This window comes from Polynucleobacter meluiroseus (assembly GCF_900205755.1).
In the GTDB taxonomy this organism is placed as follows: domain Bacteria; phylum Pseudomonadota; class Gammaproteobacteria; order Burkholderiales; family Burkholderiaceae; genus Polynucleobacter; species Polynucleobacter meluiroseus.
Map to the genome: position 1 here is coordinate 120,388 of NZ_OANS01000003.1, position 18,483 is coordinate 138,870.

The 18,483-nt window shown below is 46.2% G+C and carries 23 protein-coding genes; 15 read left to right on the top strand and 8 right to left on the bottom strand.

The features are described from left to right. Nucleotides 1-2 precede the first annotated feature (2 nt). The 11 genes from rplO to dsbD all read left to right on the top strand — a co-directional run bounded on the left by rplO (nt 3) and on the right by dsbD (nt 7,237). Entirely contained in the window at nt 3-443 is a 441-nt protein-coding gene (gene rplO, locus CP950_RS05995) for a 50S ribosomal protein L15 (protein WP_096673334.1), read from the top strand. 20 nt (nt 444-463) lie between these two features. Further along, the gene (secY, locus tag CP950_RS06000) at nt 464-1,801 is read left to right on the top strand and encodes a preprotein translocase subunit SecY (RefSeq protein ID WP_096673336.1); all 1,338 of its coding nucleotides are present in this window, start codon (nt 464-466) and stop codon (nt 1,799-1,801) included. A 4-nt stretch (nt 1,802-1,805) separates the two neighbouring features. Beyond that, on the top strand, nt 1,806-2,024 hold the full coding sequence (infA, locus tag CP950_RS06005; RefSeq protein ID WP_015420252.1) for a translation initiation factor IF-1: 219 nt from the start codon (nt 1,806-1,808) through the stop codon (nt 2,022-2,024). Nucleotides 2,025-2,057: 33 nt separating this feature from the next. Continuing rightward, entirely contained in the window at nt 2,058-2,174 is a 117-nt protein-coding gene (gene rpmJ, locus CP950_RS06010) for a 50S ribosomal protein L36 (RefSeq protein ID WP_096673338.1), read from the top strand. Between the two features lie 31 nt (nt 2,175-2,205). After that, nucleotides 2,206-2,571 carry a 30S ribosomal protein S13 gene (gene rpsM, locus CP950_RS06015; protein WP_096673340.1) on the top strand — a complete coding sequence of 122 codons (366 nt, stop codon included), beginning with the start codon at nt 2,206-2,208 and terminating at the stop codon, nt 2,569-2,571. A gap of 18 nt (nt 2,572-2,589) precedes the next feature. Then, nucleotides 2,590-2,997 carry a 30S ribosomal protein S11 gene (rpsK, locus tag CP950_RS06020; protein WP_088525623.1) on the top strand — a complete coding sequence of 136 codons (408 nt, stop codon included), beginning with the start codon at nt 2,590-2,592 and terminating at the stop codon, nt 2,995-2,997. A gap of 117 nt (nt 2,998-3,114) precedes the next feature. Next, on the top strand, nt 3,115-3,738 hold the full coding sequence (gene rpsD, locus CP950_RS06025; protein ID WP_096673342.1) for a 30S ribosomal protein S4: 624 nt from the start codon (nt 3,115-3,117) through the stop codon (nt 3,736-3,738). A 23-nt stretch (nt 3,739-3,761) separates the two neighbouring features. Continuing rightward, nucleotides 3,762-4,742: a DNA-directed RNA polymerase subunit alpha gene (locus tag CP950_RS06030; protein ID WP_096673344.1), complete on the top strand. Its 981-nt coding sequence runs from the start codon at nt 3,762-3,764 to the stop codon at nt 4,740-4,742. Nucleotides 4,743-4,758: 16 nt separating this feature from the next. Then, nucleotides 4,759-5,151, top strand: a complete 393-nt coding sequence (gene rplQ, locus CP950_RS06035; RefSeq protein ID WP_096673346.1) for a 50S ribosomal protein L17 — start codon at nt 4,759-4,761, stop codon at nt 5,149-5,151. Nucleotides 5,152-5,219: 68 nt separating this feature from the next. Then, nucleotides 5,220-5,561, top strand: a complete 342-nt coding sequence (gene cutA, locus CP950_RS06040; protein WP_096673348.1) for a divalent-cation tolerance protein CutA — start codon at nt 5,220-5,222, stop codon at nt 5,559-5,561. After that, nucleotides 5,558-7,237, top strand: a complete 1,680-nt coding sequence (dsbD, locus tag CP950_RS06045) for a protein-disulfide reductase DsbD (RefSeq protein WP_096673350.1) — start codon at nt 5,558-5,560, stop codon at nt 7,235-7,237. The genes cutA and dsbD overlap by 4 nt, the downstream gene beginning before the upstream one ends. Here dsbD and hemB read toward each other — a convergent pair whose 3' ends face one another. Further along, nucleotides 7,238-8,263, bottom strand: a complete 1,026-nt coding sequence (gene hemB / locus CP950_RS06050; RefSeq protein WP_096673352.1) for a porphobilinogen synthase — start codon at nt 8,261-8,263, stop codon at nt 7,238-7,240. Next, the gene (gene yihA / locus CP950_RS06055) at nt 8,241-8,906 is read right to left on the bottom strand and encodes a ribosome biogenesis GTP-binding protein YihA/YsxC (protein ID WP_096673354.1); all 666 of its coding nucleotides are present in this window, start codon (nt 8,904-8,906) and stop codon (nt 8,241-8,243) included. The genes hemB and yihA overlap by 23 nt, the downstream gene beginning before the upstream one ends. A 113-nt stretch (nt 8,907-9,019) precedes the next feature. Between yihA and CP950_RS06060 the strand changes: the two genes are divergently transcribed. Then, the gene (locus CP950_RS06060; RefSeq protein WP_096673356.1) at nt 9,020-9,733 is read left to right on the top strand and encodes a c-type cytochrome; all 714 of its coding nucleotides are present in this window, start codon (nt 9,020-9,022) and stop codon (nt 9,731-9,733) included. A 25-nt stretch (nt 9,734-9,758) separates the two neighbouring features. Here CP950_RS06060 and lysA read toward each other — a convergent pair whose 3' ends face one another. Both lysA and lptM read right to left on the bottom strand, forming a co-directional pair. Further along, nucleotides 9,759-11,078, bottom strand: a complete 1,320-nt coding sequence (gene lysA, locus CP950_RS06065; protein ID WP_096673358.1) for a diaminopimelate decarboxylase — start codon at nt 11,076-11,078, stop codon at nt 9,759-9,761. Then, nucleotides 11,075-11,266 (bottom strand): LPS translocon maturation chaperone LptM, encoded by a 192-nt coding sequence (lptM, locus tag CP950_RS06070; protein ID WP_096673360.1) that lies wholly within the window; start codon nt 11,264-11,266, stop codon nt 11,075-11,077. The genes lysA and lptM overlap by 4 nt, the downstream gene beginning before the upstream one ends. A gap of 77 nt (nt 11,267-11,343) precedes the next feature. On the opposite strand from lptM, the gene cyaY reads away from it, so the two are divergent. Next, the gene (cyaY, locus tag CP950_RS06075) at nt 11,344-11,697 is read left to right on the top strand and encodes an iron donor protein CyaY (protein WP_419185581.1); all 354 of its coding nucleotides are present in this window, start codon (nt 11,344-11,346) and stop codon (nt 11,695-11,697) included. A gap of 15 nt (nt 11,698-11,712) precedes the next feature. Here cyaY and aroB read toward each other — a convergent pair whose 3' ends face one another. Genes aroB through CP950_RS06095 form a run of 4 tightly spaced genes read right to left on the bottom strand, consistent with a single transcriptional unit; the run spans nt 11,713 to nt 15,132 of the window. After that, nucleotides 11,713-12,795 (bottom strand): 3-dehydroquinate synthase, encoded by a 1,083-nt coding sequence (gene aroB, locus CP950_RS06080; protein ID WP_096673362.1) that lies wholly within the window; start codon nt 12,793-12,795, stop codon nt 11,713-11,715. A gap of 7 nt (nt 12,796-12,802) precedes the next feature. Next, nucleotides 12,803-13,327: a shikimate kinase gene (locus CP950_RS06085; protein ID WP_108720883.1), complete on the bottom strand. Its 525-nt coding sequence runs from the start codon at nt 13,325-13,327 to the stop codon at nt 12,803-12,805. Between the two features lie 12 nt (nt 13,328-13,339). After that, the gene (locus CP950_RS06090; RefSeq protein ID WP_243391932.1) at nt 13,340-14,455 is read right to left on the bottom strand and encodes a secretin and TonB N-terminal domain-containing protein; all 1,116 of its coding nucleotides are present in this window, start codon (nt 14,453-14,455) and stop codon (nt 13,340-13,342) included. A gap of 2 nt (nt 14,456-14,457) precedes the next feature. Then, on the bottom strand, nt 14,458-15,132 hold the full coding sequence (locus CP950_RS06095) for a hypothetical protein (RefSeq protein WP_096673366.1): 675 nt from the start codon (nt 15,130-15,132) through the stop codon (nt 14,458-14,460). A 140-nt stretch (nt 15,133-15,272) separates the two neighbouring features. On the opposite strand from CP950_RS06095, the gene CP950_RS06100 reads away from it, so the two are divergent. Then, nucleotides 15,273-17,609, top strand: coding sequence for a penicillin-binding protein 1A (locus tag CP950_RS06100; RefSeq protein WP_096673368.1), 2,337 nt, complete (start codon nt 15,273-15,275; stop codon nt 17,607-17,609). A gap of 12 nt (nt 17,610-17,621) precedes the next feature. Then, nucleotides 17,622-18,317, top strand: coding sequence for a transposase (locus tag CP950_RS06105; protein WP_096673370.1), 696 nt, complete (start codon nt 17,622-17,624; stop codon nt 18,315-18,317). Nucleotides 18,318-18,483 lie beyond the last annotated feature (166 nt).

Here is an 18,483-nt window from a genome sequence, read left to right on the forward strand (position 1 = left end):
ATATGCAACTCAATACACTTAAACCTGCTCCAGGCTCCAACAAAAATCGTCGTCGCGTTGGTCGCGGCATTGGTTCCGGTCTTGGTAAGACAGCTGGTCGTGGCCACAAAGGTCAAAAATCTCGTTCTGGCGGATTCCATAAAGTAGGATTCGAGGGCGGTCAGATGCCAATGTATCGTCGTCTGCCAAAAAGAGGTTTCGTATCTTTGACGCGTCGTCACGTTGGTCAAATTACATTGAACGATTTGCAGTCTATCGGCTTGCCTGAAGTGGATCTATTAGTTCTGAAGCAACACGGTTTTGCTGGCGAACAAATTACCTCAGTCAAAGTTATTAAGACTGGCGACTTGACCATTGCTGTAACCCTTAAGGGCTTGACAGCATCTGCCGGCGCTAAAGCTGCTATTGAGGCAGCTGGTGGCAAATTGGTTGAATTGGTCTAATTGACTGATATTCAGTAATCATGGCAATCGCACCTACCAATAACAAAAGCACTGCTCAACCAGGAGGCAAGTTTGGCGAGTTACGTCAACGCTTGATTTTCCTGGTGTTAGCCTTGCTTGTGTTTCGCTTGGGTGCGCACATTCCAGTACCGGGTATTGATCCTGACCAGTTAGCGCAACTTTTCTCCGGTCAAAAAGACGGTATCTTGGGAATGTTTAACTTATTCTCAGGCGGCGCTTTATCCCGCTTTACTGTATTTGCCTTAGGCATCATGCCTTACATCTCAGCCTCGATCATCATGCAGTTGATGACGATCGTTATCCCTTCTTTAGAGTCTTTAAAAAAGGAAGGCCAAGCTGGTCAACGCAAAATTACTCAGTACACCCGTTACGGCACTGTGTTTTTGGCAACTTTCCAGGCTTTAGGGATCTCAGTAGCTTTGCAAGCTCAACCAGGGTTGGTAATTCATCCAGGTTTGATGTTTGAATTAAATACGGTAGTGACTCTGGTTACTGGCACGATGTTCTTGATGTGGCTTGGTGAGCAGATCACTGAACGCGGTTTAGGTAACGGCATTTCCATCATTATTTTCGGCGGCATTGTTTCTGGCCTGCCTAATGCTTTGGCTAGCTTGCTTGAATTGGTCCGTACCGGTTCAATGAATATCTTGTCTGCAATGCTGATCGTAGTAATCGTTGCAGCGGTAACTTATTTTGTAGTGTTTGTAGAGCGCGGCCAACGCCGTATTCTGGTTAATTACGCTAAGCGCCAGGTTGGTAACAAAATTTACGGCGGCCAATCTTCTTATTTCCCGCTGAAGTTGAATATGGCAGGCGTTATTCCTCCAATTTTCGCTTCATCTATCATTTTGTTTCCGGCAACTATAGCAGGTTGGTTTACCTCTGGCGAACCAAGCAATATGTTTAGCAGCATTATTAAAGATTTGGCATCGACGCTAGCTCCAGGTCAACCTGTTTATACGATTCTGTATGCAGCTGCAATTATTTTCTTCTGCTTCTTCTACACGGCCCTAGTATTCAATAGCCGTGAGACTGCTGACAATTTGAAAAAGAGTGGCGCATTTGTTCCAGGTATTCGTCCTGGTGATCAGACAGCGCGCTACATCGACAAGATCTTGGTTCGTTTAACCTTAGCTGGCGCCTTGTACATGGTTTTAGTTTGTCTATTACCTGAATTCTTGGTGTTGAAGTACAACGTACCCTTTTATTTTGGCGGTACTTCACTGTTGATTATTGTTGTTGTGGCGATGGACTTCATGGCTCAAGTTCAGTCATACATCATGCAGCAACAATACGGTTCATTGATGAAAAAAGCTAACTTTAAGATGGGCGTCTAACTGAATGTCTAAAGACGATGTAATTCAGATGGCGGGTGAAATTATTGAGAATTTGCCGAACGCAATGTTTCGCGTAAAGCTGGAAAACGGACATGTGGTTCTAGGGCACATTTCTGGAAAGATGAGAATGCACTACATTCGCATTTTGCCAGGAGACAAGGTGACGGTGGAGATGACTCCATACGACCTGACGCGTGCAAGAATCATATTCCGCGCGAAGTAACTATTAAGCATTACCAATTTTAAGAGGTGAGTTATGAAAGTTTTGGCATCCGTTAAGTGTATTTGCAGAAATTGCAAGATCATTAAGCGCAAGCGTGTTGTGCGCGTGATCTGCTCTTCAGATCCACGTCATAAGCAGCGTCAAGGCTGATTTAGTTAATTAAGAGTTAAGAGGAAATCTCATGGCACGTATCGCTGGGGTAAACATCCCCAATCATCAACACACTGTTATTGGTTTAACAGCAATTTTTGGCATTGGCACAACCCGTGCTAACAAAATTTGCAAGACCACAGGTGTTGCTATCGACAAAAAAGTAAAAGATCTTACTGATGCTGACTTGGAAAAGTTACGTGATGAAGTAGGCAAGTTCATTACTGAAGGTGACTTGCGTCGCGAAGTTACTATGAGCATCAAGCGTTTGATGGATTTAGGCTGCTACCGCGGCGTTCGTCATCGTAAAGGTTTGCCTGTTCGTGGCCAACGTACAAAGACGAATGCGCGTACCCGTAAGGGCCCACGCAAGTCTGGCGTGCAACTGAAGAAATAATCAAGAAAGTTTATTGACATGGCAAAACAACAATCCGCTTCTGCAGCTTCACAGCGCACGCGTAAGAAAGTTAAAAAGAACGTTGCTGACGGTATTGCACACGTGCACGCCTCTTTTAACAACACAATCATTACCATCACTGATCGTCAAGGAAATGCGCTCTCATGGGCTACTTCTGGCGGTCAGGGTTTTAAGGGCTCACGTAAATCGACACCTTTCGCAGCTCAGGTTGCTGCAGAAGTTGCCGGTAAAGCTGCCGTTGAATGTGGTATCAAGAATCTAGAAGTTCAGATCAAAGGACCTGGTCCTGGTCGTGAATCTGCTGTCCGCGCATTGAATTCTTTAGGTATCAAAATTACCGAGATTCAAGACGTAACACCAGTTCCACATAACGGTTGCCGTCCTCCGAAGCGTCGTCGTATCTAAGCTAGGTTTACGGTTTTACAAGTTTGAGTATTTTTTTATTAAAGCCCACTGTTCATCTGAATTTAAGGGGTGAACTAACCGCCGGTCGTAAGACTGCGGCAAAGAAAGGAAAGCATCGTGGCACGTTACTTAGGTCCTAAGGCCAAATTATCCCGTCGGGAAGGTACCGATTTATTTTTAAAAAGCGCACGTCGTGCATTAGCTGACAAGTGCAAATTAGATACTAAGCCTGGTCAACATGGCCGTACATCAGGTTCCAGAACTTCTGACTACGGCAATCAGTTGCGCGAAAAGCAAAAAGTAAAGCGTATGTATGGAATTCTAGAGCGTCAGTTCCGTCGGTATTTTGCTGAAGCTGAGCGTCGCAAAGGTAATACCGGCTCTACATTGTTGCAGTTGCTAGAGTCACGTCTTGATAACGTAGTTTATCGTATGGGTTTTGGCTCTACACGCGCTGAAGCACGCCAATTAGTTTCTCATTGCGCCGTCATGTTGAATGGCAGTGCGGTCAATATCCCATCAATTCAGGTTAAGCCAGGTGATGTGATTGCTATTCGCGAGAAGGCGAAGAAGCAGACACGCATTACTGAATCCTTGAATTTGGTGCAGCAGATGTCAGCAGTAGGCTGGGTTTCTGTCGATGCTGCAAAGTTAGAGGGAGTGTTTAAGCATGTGCCTGACCGCGAAGATATCAGCAGTGAAATTAATGAAAGTTTGATTGTCGAATTGTATTCACGCTAATTAGGCACTCTTAAGGAAAAAATATGCAAACAAATTTGCTCAAGCCAAAAATTATTTCTGTTGAAGCGCTTTCTGCCAACCAAGCTAAGGTTGTTATGGAGCCGTTTGAGCGTGGCTATGGCCATACGCTTGGAAATGCATTACGTCGTGTGCTGTTGTCATCGATGGTTGGTTACGCGCCAACTGAAGTCGCTATTGCTGGTGTTGTTCATGAGTATTCCACTTTGGATGGTGTTCAAGAGGATGTAGTTAACCTTCTGCTCAACCTTAAAGGAATCGTATTCAAGTTGCAGTCACGTGACGAAGTCACCATCAACTTGCGTAAAGAAGGCCCTGGCGTTGTTACTGCAAAAGACATTGACTTGCCACATGATGTTGAAATTATTAATCCTGATCACGTTATCGCTCACCTATCCGCTGGTGGTAAGTTAGACATGCAGATCAAGGTTGAAAAAGGTCGTGGCTATGTACCAGGAAATATGCGTCAGTATCACGATGAAGTGACCAAGATCATTGGCAGAATCGTACTGGATGCTTCATTTAGCCCAGTTAGTCGTGTTAGCTATGCCGTTGAGTCAGCTCGTGTTGAGCAACGTACCGACCTCGATCGTCTAGTAATGACTATTGAAACTAATGGTGTTTTGTCACCTGAAGAAGCGATTCGTCAGGCTGCAACCATCTTAGTTGATCAATTGGTTGTATTTGCAGCCCTAGAAAGCAGCGAAGTTTCTGGTGATCTCGCCCCTAGCCGCTCATCAATGGTTGATCCAATGTTGATGCGTCCAGTAGATGATCTTGAGTTGACAGTTCGCTCTGCAAACTGCTTAAAAGCTGAAAACATTTACTACATCGGCGATTTGATCCAACGTAGTGAGAATGAGTTGCTGAAAACGCCTAATTTAGGTCGTAAGTCTTTGAATGAAATCAAAGATGTATTGGCAGCTCGTGGCTTAAGTCTTGGCATGAAACTTGAGAGCTGGCCTCCAGCCAACCTCGAGAAATAATTAGAAAGGAAGCATCATGCGTCACGGAAACGGCTTACGCAAACTAAATAGAACATCTTCACATCGCTTGGCGATGCTGCGCAACATGTCCAATTCACTTTTGGAGCACGAAGTGATTAAAACCACTCTGCCAAAAGCAAAAGAATTGCGCATGGTTGTTGAGCCCTTGATTACCCTTGGTAAAAAAGACAACTTAGCAAATCGTCGCTTAGCTTTTAATCGCACACGTGATCGCGATATCGTGAGCAAACTCTTTAATGAGCTCGGCCCACGCTACGCAACTCGTCCAGGCGGTTACCTGCGCATTCTGAAATTTGGCTTCCGTCATGGCGATAATGCGCCAATGGCCTTGGTTGAATTATTGGATCGCCCAGAGATCGAAGAAGCGCCAGTAGCACAAGAAGTGTAATCTTTTGTGATTGCGATAAAGCCAGGCCTCGGTCTGGCTTTTTTCATTTAAACGGATAACATTACAGAGTGACCGAGATCCAATCCCTCCAGTTGCTGATTGTGACGACTAGTTTTAGTCGGATTGAAGATGCACGACTGATGGCACAAAAATTACTGGATGAACGGTTAGCTGCGTGTGTGCAGATTCAAGAGGGCACTCTTTCCATGTATCGTTGGCATGGAAAGCTCTCGGAAGAAAACGAGGTACTGCTTAGCGCAAAAACAGCGGCTTGTAAATGGGATGAAATCAGCGCTTTCATAAAACAGCATCATCCATACGAGTTACCAGAGCTACTAGGGATTTCTCCAGCGGAATTTGATGTTGACTATGGAGATTGGGTTAAATCAGAGATCAAGATAGATACATGAAATTCTTAAAGTACGTCACGCTAGCTTTGTCCCTAATGGCTTTATTCATTGGGCAGACTTATGCTGCACCAGATTTTCTCCCGCCAGAAAAAGCCTTTCAAGCTCAGGCAAATTGGACTGCAGAAAACCAAATTGTGATCACGCTTACTCCGGCTAAAGGGTATTACCTTTATCAAGACTCCTTGCATTTCCGCGCTGGACAAGATGAGCAGAAGTTGCTTATTTACAAGCCTGCCTTACCCCAAGGAATTGAGAAATTTGACCAAACTTTTCAAAAGAAATTAGTAATTTACAAAAAGCCTTTGACGATTGATTTTGCAATAACACCCATAGCTGGAAAACCTTTTAATGTCGAGGTAGAACTTCAAGGCTGTGCTGAGGCCGGTATTTGCTATCCACCTATGACCTTAAAGTTTTTATTAACAGGACCAGGTGTTAAGTCAGCGCCGATTTCTGAAGCAGACGATAGCGCTAATATAAATCCCGCGGAAGTGGCCGCAAACAAATCAAGCCTGCTTGATTTATGGAATCAGCGCGATGACGTCAATGCCATCAATCGCTTCCTAGAAAATACCTCGCCAATCTATTTATTTTTAGCTTTCTTTATTCTTGGCTTGGCACTCGCTTTTACACCCTGTATTTTACCAATGTTGCCTATTATGTCGAGCGTCGTATTTGGAACGCAAGGACAGAAAGTGATTTCCAAGCGGCGCGCGAGCGTACTGGCAATGGCATACGTATTGGGTATGGCGGTTATGTATGCCTTGGCTGGCGTCCTCATGGCCGCACTCGGAGGCAGTGTGCAGCGCACCTTGCAAAGCCCGGTGGCCCTCATTGGATTCGCTCTTTTACTATTGGCATTATCAGGAAGCTTATTTGGTTTTTATCATCTCCGTCTGCCGCATGCTTGGCATCATCAAATTGATCGCTTGGCTGGGAAGCAAAAGGGAGGAAGCTTTTTTGGCGCTTTAGCTTTGGGCGGAATTTCTACGCTGGTTGCTAGCCCTTGTATTACAGCTCCATTAGCCGGGGTTCTCACCTTCATTGCGCAAACCGGTTCTATGACTTTAGGTGCCGGCTTATTGTTCGTTATGGCGCTTGGTATGGGCCTGCCATTGCTCTTCATCGCAATCGAGGCGCGGGTGTTTATTCCTTCGACAGGGATGTGGATGGTTTGGTTGCAGCGTTTCTTAGGTGTATTGCTAGTTGCCACCGCGCTTTGGATTGCCGCACCAGTGTTCCAAAAAAGCTTTTTTGGCTTGCAAGATAAAGCGATTAGCAACCAGCTTAAGCATTCAGTAGGCGAACTTGAATTTACCCGCATTGGATCAATCGCGGAGCTAGAGCAATATTTAGCACAGGCGAGGCTAGAGAAAAAATTAGTACTGTTAGATTTCTATGCAGATTGGTGTATTAGCTGCAAGGAAATGGAATTCAATACTTTTTCAGATGCCTTAGTGAGTCAAGAACTAAGAGCCTATATTCTTCTTCAGGCTGATGTAACCAAGAACACGGCTGACAATCAGGCCCTCTTAAAACGTTTCGGATTATTTGGACCGCCAGGCATCCTTATTTTTAACGTAGATTCCAAAGAGCTTAAAGACCAGCGCGTCATTGGCTATGTACCGCCACAACGCTTTTTAGAGCGACTAAAAAGCGCAAACGCCAGCAAATAATTAAGAGTTAGTTTTAATGTGGCGCGCAGCTTCGAGTGCAAAGTAGGTCAATACACCATCAGCGCCTGCTCGCTTAAATGCAAGCAGAGATTCCATCATGACAGCGTCATGCTCAAGCCAGCCATTTTGAGCAGCGGCTTTAAGCATGGCGTATTCGCCACTCACTTGATAGGCGTACGTAGGGTAATTGAAAGCATCTTTTACACGGCGCACAACATCTAAGTAAGGCATTCCAGGCTTGACCATAATCATGTCAGCCCCTTCACTGATATCTAATGCAGCCTCACGCAGGGCCTCATCCGTATTGGCGCTATCCATTTGGTACGATTTTTTATCCGCTTTACCTAAATTTTTGCCAGAACCAACCGCATCACGAAACGGGCCATAAAACGCCGAGGCATATTTAGCGGAATACGCCATGATGCGAGTATGGATGAGCTGCTTATGCTCAAGTGCTTCACGAATTTTTCCAATCCGGCCATCCATCATGTCTGATGGGGCAACGATGTCTACACCAGCCTCAGCTTGTATTAAGGATTGTTGCACCAAGATCGCCGTAGTTTCGTCATTGAGGATGTGACCCTCTGCAGTCAATAAACCATCTTGGCCGTGACTGGTATAGGGGTCAAGGGCAACGTCCGTCATGATGCCTAGATCGGGGAAGCGTTTTTTTAGTTCGCGCACTGCTGTAGGTATCAATCCCGCCGGATTTAACGCCTCTTTGCCATCGGGCGTCTTCAGTTCTGGAGCAATGACAGGAAATAAGGCCATGACTGGAATACCAAGAGCGACACACTCCTCTGCAACCGCATACAACAGATCTAAGCTAACGCAGTTAATGCCAGGCATGGATGGAATTGACTGCGACTGACCGACACCGTCTAGTAAAAAAACAGGATAAATGAGATCGCCAGCGCTTACCGAGTTCTCTTGCATAAGACGACGCGACCAAGCATCGCGACGCATTCGCCGGGGTCGATGGATTGGAAAGCTTAGCAAGGGGTTAGTTTGTAATTTGCTCTGCATCAGTCTGTGCCTCGAATAGCCATTTAATCACGATACTGTCCGCTTCTTCTAAGCCAATACGCTTAGTACTAGAGAATAGCTGAGCTGTTAGTCTGGTGGAATCACCTGAACCATCAGGCAATTCTGGATCGTATTGCTGCAACTGCTTTCTAACCGCTTCAAGCGCATGCTTGCACTCACTTTTGTTGAGCTTGTCGCATTTACTAAGCAAAATATGAATGGGTTTGCCCGTTGGCACAAACCATTGGATCATTTGCTCATCCAAATCGGTAATACCGCGCCTAGAATCAACAATCAGCACCATGCCTACTAACTGTTCGCGTTCTTGCAAATAGTCACTTAGGAGGGCATTCCAGTGGTATTTGGTCTCGTGATTGACTGCAGCATAGCCATAACCAGGTAAATCCACCAAATACGCTAAAAGATCATCTTTTGCAAAAAGACCAAAATAGTTAATATGCTGCGTCCGTCCGGGCGTTTTACTGGCAAAAGCCAGCCGTTTTTGATTGCAAAGGACATTAATTGCACTAGATTTACCTGCATTTGAGCGGCCGGCAAAGGCTACCTCACGCAAGGGGGTGGCAGGCAGGCAATGAGTATCATTGACGGTTGTAGCGAATCTGGCTTGAAAGAGTTTAGACATGTTCAGGAGCTATTGTAAAATCACGCAAAATCATGAACTATCTCATGGTGTTGGGTAAAAGGTTGTAAAAGTATGGGCCAACACTTTTAGGAATTTTTGCTAAGGTAAACATAATGCGCCAAACCTCTCGAATCTCCAAATTAACCAGCTTACGGTCTGGGTTGCTTTCCTTTGGTTTTATCGCCTTAGTGCTCGGCTTTTCAGCTGCAGCCCTGGCAAATGACCCTGCACCAACAAGTATGCCCTTAGTGCCCGGAAAACCAAAAGCCGATGCGGCTGTCGGAGAAAAACTCTATTCTAATGGCGATGCGAGTCGTGGAGTGGTAGCTTGCCTTACTTGTCATGGGCCAAGCGGAAAGAGCGCAGTAGGTACTTGGCCAAAATTAGCGGCACAACACCCTACCTATCTCGCCAAACAGCTCAAGAATTTTAAAGAGGGCACCAGAGAGAATGCCATCATGATGGGAATGTCTGCTGCCTTGACTGACCAAGATATGGTCAACCTCGCCGCTTATTTAGCCAAACAAGAGCCATCACCAGGCACAGCTCAGAATAAAGAAACGATTGATCTTGGTCAGAGCATCTATCGTGGTGGTGTTGCATCAAAAGGCGTGCCAGCATGCGCAGGTTGCCATAGTCCAAATGGGGCGGGTATTCCAGCTCAATACCCTCGCCAAGGCGGGCAGTGGGCTGAGTACTCGACTACGCAGTTAATGGCATTCCGTGAGGGAACTCGTAAAAATAGCACCCAAATGACGATGATTGCGACTAAGTTATCTGATCAGGAGATGAAAGCGGTTGCAGACTATATGGCGGGATTGCACTAATAAGTGGTGCCGTAGTCAAACCCACTTAACCTAAAGGCGAGTGGGTTTGTTTAGGCAAGGTTGATTCGTTTGCAAACAGATCAGCAACCGTCTCGCGCTGACGAATCAAGTACACGTTCTTGCCGTCAACCATAATTTCTGCAGGCTTAGGTCTCGTGTTGTAGTTGGAGGCCATGACAAACCCATAAGCACCAGCAGACAAAATCGCCAAAAGATCGCCTTCCTCAACCGCTAACGAGCGGCCTCTTCCAAGCCAGTCTCCGGATTCGCAAACAGGTCCAACAACATCATAGGTGACGCTCTTCACAGGTTTGCTTTGGACTGGCACGATAGCGTGATATGCCTCGTACAGTGCAGGGCGCATTAGCTCTGTCATAGCAGCGTCGACAATACAAAAATTCTTTTCGGCGCCTGGTTTGAGATATTCCACATGAGTGAGCAGGACTCCCGCGTTGCCGACCAAGGATCTGCCTGGTTCTAGCACGATATCTAAATGGCCAAAACCACGTTCAGCCACCCGATTTAAAAGCGTATTGGTAAACTCGGTGATGTCAGGTGGGCTCTCCTCGCCGTAGGATATGCCAAGGCCGCCACCCAGATCCAGATGATGAATCTCAATACCTTCTTTTTTTAATTGAGCTACCAAATCTAAGACTTTATCCACCGCATCCAAGTAAGGTGCGGTGGTGGTGATTTGGGAGCCAATATGACAATCAATACCAACGATATCGATCTGCGATAGTAAAGCCGCCTCTCGGTAAGTCTTCAGCACCTCGTGATAAGCGATGCCAAATTTGTTATCTTTTAATCCAGTAGAAATATAAGGATGGGTTTGGGCATCTACATCTGGGTTCACACGCAGGGAGATGGGAGCGCGACACTGCAACCGTGTGGCGACTTGGTTAATTTTATGCAGTTCTGCGATGGACTCGACATTGATGCATTTCACGCCCGCTTTTAAGGCTTGGGCAATTTCATCGGCAGATTTACCTACACCCGCAAATACCAAGCTACTTGGATCAGCGCCGATGGCTAATGCCCGGGATAACTCGCCACCACTCACTAAATCAAAGCCTGCACCCAACTGTTTGAAGCAATCAATGATTGCGAGATTGCTGTTGGCTTTCATTGCAAAATGAATACGGGCGCGTCGTTTGCCTGAAGCATCAACACAAGCGCGATCGTAAGCTTGGTAGGCCTCTGTAAGCGCCCGCTTGCTATAAACATAAAGGGGCGTACCAAATTCTTTGGCTAGGTCGGCTAAAGACAGATCTTCGGCGTGCCAATTCCCGTTACGCTCTGTAAAGCCAATTAAATGCGGGAGGGGAATAGTAGTGCTGGTCATTTAGAAGCCGCTGGTGAATTGGTGGTGGTCTGGCCTTGTACTGGATACAGAGTGCCTTTGGGCTCGGGCTCAGTCGGCTGAGCTGGGGCTGGTGGTACATTTGGTAAATAGAGCGGTCCTCTAACCCCACAACCAGCAAGGGCTATTAGAAGTGCAATAGGCAAGGTTTTCTTAAGAATCGCTATCATGAATGTCTCTAAAACGAATGATTGAATATAGCATGCAGGACTCAAATATGAAGCCAAACAATTCGGGTGTTCAGGCCATTGACGACAAGCAGTTTTACCAGCTTGGTAGTAACTTGTTGCAATCGATTGAAGTGGCGCTTGAAGCCGCTGATGACGCATTGGATCTCGATTTGGATGTAGAACGGCAGGGCGGTAACGTCATCAATATCCGCTTTAGAGATCGAAGCGTCATCGTCATTAACATGCAGGCCCCCTTGCACGAAATCTGGGTGGCTGCAAAATCTGGGGGATATCACTATCGCTGGGCCGGAACATTGGCGACCCCACTATGGTTAGATACAAAAACTGAACACGAGTTACTCAGTGATTTATCGGCATTTGCAAGCAGCCAAGCAGGGCAGCCGGTAAAGATTGAGTTAATTCAAAGCTAAGACAAAGCGAAATAATTAAGCGGCGCCAGTTGCGATTAAAGTTTCCAGAACCTGAGCATCGGGCACGCTTTTAATTTGAGCTTGACCCATTTTTTCCAAGACTACGTAGCGGATTTGACCCCCTTCGGTTTTCTTGTCGACTTGCATCAACTCCATATACCGTTCTGACCCAAACTGAGGAGGGCGCGTAGGTAGATTCATCGCTTGAATAATCTGCGTTAAGCGATCACGCTCAGCTTGGCTGATGAACTGTAAGCGGTAAGAAAGATCGGCAGCCATAACCATGCCGCAGCCAACGGCCTCACCATGAAGCCAATTACCGTAGCCCATACCTGCCTCAATGGCGTGGCCAAAAGTATGGCCAAAGTTAAGGGTGGCACGAACACCACCTTCCTTCTCATCGGCGGAAACAACCGCAGATTTAATTTCGCAAGAACGTAAAACAGCGTGTGCTAATGCTTCTGTATCGCACGCGAGAAGTGCTGCGGTATTGGTCTCAATCCAGTCCAGAAATTCTGGGTCAGCAATGGCGCCGTGTTTAACTACCTCTGCCAAGCCTGCCGATAATTCACGTGGAGGAAGTGTTTTCAGGGTGTTGAGATCGGCAATCACTGCTACGGGCTGATGAAATGCCCCGATCATATTTTTTCCAAGTGGATGATTAATGCCTGTTTTGCCACCTACGGAGGAGTCCACCTGCGCAAGCAAAGTAGTTGGCACCTGGATAAAGCGTACCCCGCGCATAAAGCTAGCAGCAGCAAAACCAGTCATATCCCCAATGACTCCACCGCCCAAGGCGATTAACATGGTTTGTCTGTCGGCGCCTTGCTCTAATAGGGCATCAAAGATCAGCTGAAGATTTTTCCAATCCTTATAGGATTCTCCATCCGGTAAGGTGATTGTTCTCACTGGCTTACCAAAATTCTCTAGGGTCTTTGTGAGTCGTTGCGCATATAAAGGACCCACTGTGGTGTTGGTCACAATGTAAATGGACGTAGCTTTTTCACAAGCTGAAAATAAAGTGGGCTGATCAATTAAGTCAGTGCCGATAGAAATGGGATAACTGCGATTACCAAGGTCAACGTCTAAAATGTTCATAAAAAAATTAAGTAGAAAGCTCTAATTGCATGATTAAGGTGTTGACCAATTGATTCACACTGGGCTTGCCAGTTTCAATAACGTGGTCGGCGATTTCACGATACAAAGGATCGCGAATGGAATATAAGTTTTCAAGAATTTTTTTAGCATCACCTTGTTTTAGAAGGGGCCTACCTTCACCGCCCCTAGTTCGATGAAAAAGTTCCAGCGGATTGGCATGAAGATAAATTACCGTACCGCGCTGACTTAGAGCTTGGCGGTTTTCGGAAAGTAACACAGCGCCACCGCCCGTAGCCAAAACAATTTCTTTTTCTGAGGTGATTTCTTCAATGGCTTGAGCCTCACGCTTTCGAAAACCAGCCTCGCCCTCCATATCGAAGATCACCGGAATTTTTACTCCGCAACGTTCTTCAATGACATGGTCGGCATCCAGAAAGCGCCGCCCCAGCTTTTTAGCTAAGAGCTTGCCGACAGTCGATTTGCCCGCACCCATGAGGCCGATAAGAAAGATATTGTTTGATGACGCATTCACCTCTCGATTTTATTAGGGTTTGTCGAGCACGGTCGGTGTTAAGAAGACTAATAGCTCTGTTTTATCCGACAATTTGGATTTATGGCGAAATAAATGGCCAATAATGGGGATATCTCCCAAGAGCGGGATCTTTATTTCATCCTCACGTTCAGTGGTTTGGAAAATTCCCCCAATAATGGCTGTACCGCCATTTTCAACTGTGACCTCTGAGCTGAGACTTTTGGTGTCTATCGCATAGCCCTGTTCAGTTTTCATGCCAATAGTGTCTTTATTGATCCCCACCAGCATCGAAATCTTGCCGTCTGGATGAATCTTAGGAAGGACCTCTAAGCGTAAATTAGCCTTCCTAAACTGCAATTTGCTGCCATTTTGTGAGGTTGTTTGATAGGGCAGCTCGGTACCTTGCTCAATCGTGGCCTTCACTTGGTCGCCTGTCATGATGCGGGGATTAGAGAGAATCTTTCCTTGGCCGTCAGATTCAAGGGTGGAAAGCTCCATTTGCAGTATTTGGTTGGCACTTTTAGAGACTAAGGTTGCCGCAAGAATGGCTGGATTAAAACCATTAAGACCAGTTCCTGCCCAATCAAAGCCGCCACTCACCTTTTGATCAGGACGTTGATTTAGTCGATTAGCTTCATAGCCAAGTTTGATGCCAAGCTCACGAGCAAAGCGCTGATCCGCTTCGACAATCCTGGCTTCAATGAGGATTTGTCGAGGGCTATTAATATGATCGCCTCCAAAGGGTAAAGCAGCATCCTCGCGACGTATTTTCAAGAACGCAGCAATTTCTGAATGAGGACCAATCCAGTAAATATCCTCATTTCGCACCAAGCGTAACCCTCGGCTCGCAAGAATCGAATGTAGCGCTGTTTGCCAAGGGGTATTGTGTAAATCCACAGAAATCTTCCCTTGAATTGACTCGCTGAGCAAAAAGTTGGTATTCCCTAGTTTGGCTAAGACCTGAAGGAGATCGGCGACTTCAATTTGTTCGAATTGAAGTGTGATTTGGGTTTGTGCCAAGGGTTTCGATGTAATCGTTTCAGCGTGGGCTTTGATGCTCAGGCAAGCAAAACACAAAATCAAAAGGCGAATGATTGGTGGCTGAAACCCTAAATTGATTTTGAACAAACTTATTCCCTCTTAGCTGATTTCAAAGTAATCGCTTTGCCTTTGGCATGTGTCAGGATGACGGACTCCTTTTGTATGTGACTTAAGCGCCATTCCCCTAGAGCAAACTCTCCCCGCTTGATAGACAGCGCCTGTTTGCCAGTATGGAAAAAGACCTGTTCCACCCCGCCAATTTGAGTGAGCCCAAGATAGCGCCAGCGCAATACTTCTTGCTCGAATGGCAGTAATACTGGGGCTTTGTTTACCTTGCTACTCTCCTTGGGTGCTAATTTAGAGTGAATGCTTACTTCTATTTCATCCATTGTCAGAAATAGCTCTTCCTGATCTAGTGCCCACTGCTCGGTACTGTTGACCAAGTCTTTCTTTAATTTATTGACTTGCCCTGTGAGCTCTTCAAAAGTAGTTTGAGACTCTTGCTTTAGGGACTCTAAAAGGAAAAATAGACCCAGCAAGCATGCTGCAATAAGCGTGCCCGCGGTTAATAGAATCAGGGTCACTCTATCGGGTGATTTGAAGGACTCTTCAAGTCTCGTTTTGGGCTGACTAAAGCTATTCGCTTGGGAGCTTGGCGGAGCGGTATTTTTACGGATTCCCTGAGGATCTGGAATGGCAGGATCATCCCCTAAATCGCTCAGAATTTCATCAAATGACTGGGAAGAGATATGGCGTGTTGGCATCCCACCATTGTTTGACTTTAAGAATTGACATGCCAGCGGGAGATACGGATCTGAGCGTCGGAAAAGACCACCTTGCCAAACTGTAGATAGGGCTTTTAGCGCTTTTCGGCGATCTATTGAATCAACCTATAATTTGGTCTATGGCCCTAAACCCAAAAGACAAGCCACCATTAAATCAACGGTTCGGCCGTCAAGCTGATAAACGAGGGAGACAAGGCGCCTCGGGATATGCGTCGGGCGCAAAATCAGGGACAAATCCGCTTATTAAAGCCTTATTACTGATTTGCGTCATGGGCGCCGTCATGCTGGCCCTGCTCCTCGGGTATGCCCTTTTAATTGCTCGGCCAAATTTACCTAAAATTTCAGCATTGGTGGATTACAACCCAAAAACTCCCTTGCGCATCTATACGGCTGACAAAGTCTTAATTGGTGAGTTTGGTGAAGAGCGCAGAAACGTGATTCCATTAAAGGACATGCCCTTAAGTATGCGCAATGCAGTCATCGCAATCGAGGATGATCGCTTTTATTCGCACGGCGGCGTAGATTACGTCGGAATACTCAGGGCAACTGCAACTAACTTGCGGGGACGATTATCGCAAGGAGCATCGACCATCACTATGCAGGTGGCGCGCAACTTTTTTCTGAGCAACGAAAAAACGTTTAGCCGCAAAATATATGAAGTGTTACTAGCTTGGGAAATTGAATCCCAGTTAAGTAAAGACAAGATTCTAGAAATTTACATGAATCAAATCTTTTTGGGACAGCGCGCATATGGATTTTCAAGCGCGGCTCAAATTTACTTTGGGATTGAGCTAAAAGATATCAGCATCGCCCAATCGGCGATGTTAGCTGGTCTCCCTAAGGCACCATCGGCCTACAACCCAGTCATCAACTTTCGCCGCGCCAAAATTCGTCAAGAATATATTTTGCAACGCATGCGTGATTTAGGCTACATCACTCCCGATCAATATCAAAAAGCAATGGCAGAAGAATTGCATATTCGCGGACTCGGTAATGAATTTAGTGTGAGAGCTGATTTTCCTGCGGAGATGGTCCGTCAACTATTGTTTACACAGTATGGCGAGGCAATTTATTCACAGGGCATGAACGTCTACACAACTATTCTCAAAGCCGACCAAGACGCAGCTTATAAAGCCGTTCGTCGGGGTATTTTTGAATATGATCTGCGTCACGCCTACCGTGGACCAGAGGGATTTATTGAGCTTCCAGAAGATCTCGTGAAACGCCAAAGAGCAATTGACGAAGCTTTGTTGGCTTACCCCCAACTAGACGATTTGCAATCGGGTGTAGTGCTTGAGGTAAAGCCAAAAGAAATGCAAGTGATGATTGCTACAGGCGATACCGTCACGATCAAGGGCGAAGGGATGAAGCTGGCCTCCGCTTCTTTAACGGATAGCGCGCAGCCCAAAAAACGTTTACGACCAGGTGCAATTGTCAGACTCCTATCCGATGGCGGGGTATGGAAATTAGCCCAACTTCCTCAAGTCGAAGCGGCATTCGTTTCCATGAATGCACAAACCGGCGGGATTCTGGCATTGGTCGGCGGGTTTGATTTCCGACGCAATCAGTTTAATCATGTATCTCAAGCACTTCGTCAGCCAGGGTCTTCATTCAAGCCTTTTATTTATGCTGCCGCACTTGAAAAAGGATTCGCACCAAGCACCATGGTGAACGATGCACCGTTATCGATTGGCAGCATGGAAACAGGCAGTCAATCATGGGAGCCAAAAAACTATGATGGTAAATACGATGGCATGATGCGTTTGCGTAATGCCTTGGCAAAATCAAAGAACTTGGTATCAGTGCGCATCATTCGAGCCATTGGTCCTTCCTATGCCCAAGACTATATTCAGCGCTTTGGCTTTGATCCTGAGAAGCATCCGCCTTATCTAACTATGGCCTTGGGCGCGGGATCAGTCACACCATTACAAATGGCAACAGCTTATAGCGTGTTTGCTAATGGCGGTTATCGAGTTGATCCTTTCATTATCGATAAGGTGACTGACTCAAAGGGCGGAGTGTTGTTCGAAGCTAAACCAACGCATGCCGGTGAAGATGCGCCTCGGGTTTTGGATGCGCGTACCGCATTTGTCATGGACAGTATGTTGCAAGAAGTAACGAAGACAGGTACTGCCGCAAGTGCAAGGGGTAAGCTGGGACGCAACGATATTGCTGGTAAAACAGGAACTACCAATGATTCTCATGATGCTTGGTTTGCAGGCTACAACCCAGAGGTGGTAGCTATTGCGTGGATCGGTTTCGACAAACCTGCGAGTTTAGGTGACCGTGAAACAGGAGGTGGATTAGCTTTGCCAATGTGGATTTCTTACATGCAAACTGCGCTGCAAGGAAAGGCGCAACAAGTTCGGGAAGTGCCAGCTGGGGTGACACAATTTGATGGCGACTGGTTTATTCCTGATTTTGCATCTAACGGCGGTGTACGCGAACTGCAATAGTTCGTATGCACTATGGCTCGACAGGCTCGAACCGTAATTCCTGGCCAGGCCATGCATATCTTGGTGCGTGGAAATAATTGTGAGACTCTTTTCTTTAGTGATGCAGAACGCCGTATTTATTTAGATTGGCTGCGAGAGGCTGCGAAGCAATTTGGCTGCTCCGTACATGCCTTCGCTTTAATGCCGAACCATGTCCATCTTTTGCTGACCCCTCTCAATGAGGATTCACTTTCAAAAACAATGCAATCCTTGGGTAGGCGCTATGCCCAATATTTCAATCAAACACATCATCGCTCGGGAACTATTTGGGAGGGGCGATATCGCTCTTCTTTGATTGACCCAGATTATTTTCTGCGCTGTCAGCGGTATATTGAATTAAATCCCGTGAGAGTTGGGTTTGAGTCCAGCGCAAATGATTCGACCTGGACTAGTTTCGGAAGTCATATCGGGGGCAAGTCTGAGTCTTGGTTGATTGATCACCCCACATTTTGGAGGCTCGGCAACACCCCTTTCGAAAGACAAATGATCTGGGCCAGATTTGTCAAAGAGGGGGCACCCCATTGGGAGGATCAGCAAATTACAGCAGCATTAATTCGCTCTAAACCTTGGGTTAGCGAGCAATTTGCAAAGAGGTTTTTCAAGGATAATCCCGAAGAGGCCTTAATACGAACACGTGGAAGACCTAAAAAACTTGTTTATATTCAATAGCTTACACTGCAACTCAATTGGGTATTAACGCCGGCAGCATAGTGCCGTCTTCAACTCTGTCCCTATATATAAAAATATAAACACGCGCGCTCCTATTTAATCGGGACAGAGTCATTTTATTTCTATTGCATCTACATGGGTATTCCCCTATATTAGATCTCCCATA

Coding starts and splice junctions, on each gene's coding strand:
- rplO (WP_096673334.1), top strand. CDS start 3: ATGCAACTCAATACACTTAAACCTGCTCCAGGCTCCAACAAAAATCGT.
- secY (WP_096673336.1), top strand. CDS start 464: ATGGCAATCGCACCTACCAATAACAAAAGCACTGCTCAACCAGGAGGC.
- infA (WP_015420252.1), top strand. CDS start 1,806: ATGTCTAAAGACGATGTAATTCAGATGGCGGGTGAAATTATTGAGAAT.
- rpmJ (WP_096673338.1), top strand. CDS start 2,058: ATGAAAGTTTTGGCATCCGTTAAGTGTATTTGCAGAAATTGCAAGATC.
- rpsM (WP_096673340.1), top strand. CDS start 2,206: ATGGCACGTATCGCTGGGGTAAACATCCCCAATCATCAACACACTGTT.
- rpsK (WP_088525623.1), top strand. CDS start 2,590: ATGGCAAAACAACAATCCGCTTCTGCAGCTTCACAGCGCACGCGTAAG.
- CP950_RS06030 (WP_096673344.1), top strand. CDS start 3,762: ATGCAAACAAATTTGCTCAAGCCAAAAATTATTTCTGTTGAAGCGCTT.
- rplQ (WP_096673346.1), top strand. CDS start 4,759: ATGCGTCACGGAAACGGCTTACGCAAACTAAATAGAACATCTTCACAT.
- dsbD (WP_096673350.1), top strand. CDS start 5,558: ATGAAATTCTTAAAGTACGTCACGCTAGCTTTGTCCCTAATGGCTTTA.
- hemB (WP_096673352.1), bottom strand. CDS start 8,263: ATGCAGAGCAAATTACAAACTAACCCCTTGCTAAGCTTTCCAATCCAT.
- yihA (WP_096673354.1), bottom strand. CDS start 8,906: ATGTCTAAACTCTTTCAAGCCAGATTCGCTACAACCGTCAATGATACT.
- CP950_RS06060 (WP_096673356.1), top strand. CDS start 9,020: ATGCGCCAAACCTCTCGAATCTCCAAATTAACCAGCTTACGGTCTGGG.
- lysA (WP_096673358.1), bottom strand. CDS start 11,078: ATGACCAGCACTACTATTCCCCTCCCGCATTTAATTGGCTTTACAGAG.
- lptM (WP_096673360.1), bottom strand. CDS start 11,266: ATGATAGCGATTCTTAAGAAAACCTTGCCTATTGCACTTCTAATAGCC.
- aroB (WP_096673362.1), bottom strand. CDS start 12,795: ATGAACATTTTAGACGTTGACCTTGGTAATCGCAGTTATCCCATTTCT.
- CP950_RS06095 (WP_096673366.1), bottom strand. CDS start 15,132: ATGCCAACACGCCATATCTCTTCCCAGTCATTTGATGAAATTCTGAGC.
- CP950_RS06100 (WP_096673368.1), top strand. CDS start 15,273: ATGGCCCTAAACCCAAAAGACAAGCCACCATTAAATCAACGGTTCGGC.
- CP950_RS06105 (WP_096673370.1), top strand. CDS start 17,622: ATGGCTCGACAGGCTCGAACCGTAATTCCTGGCCAGGCCATGCATATC.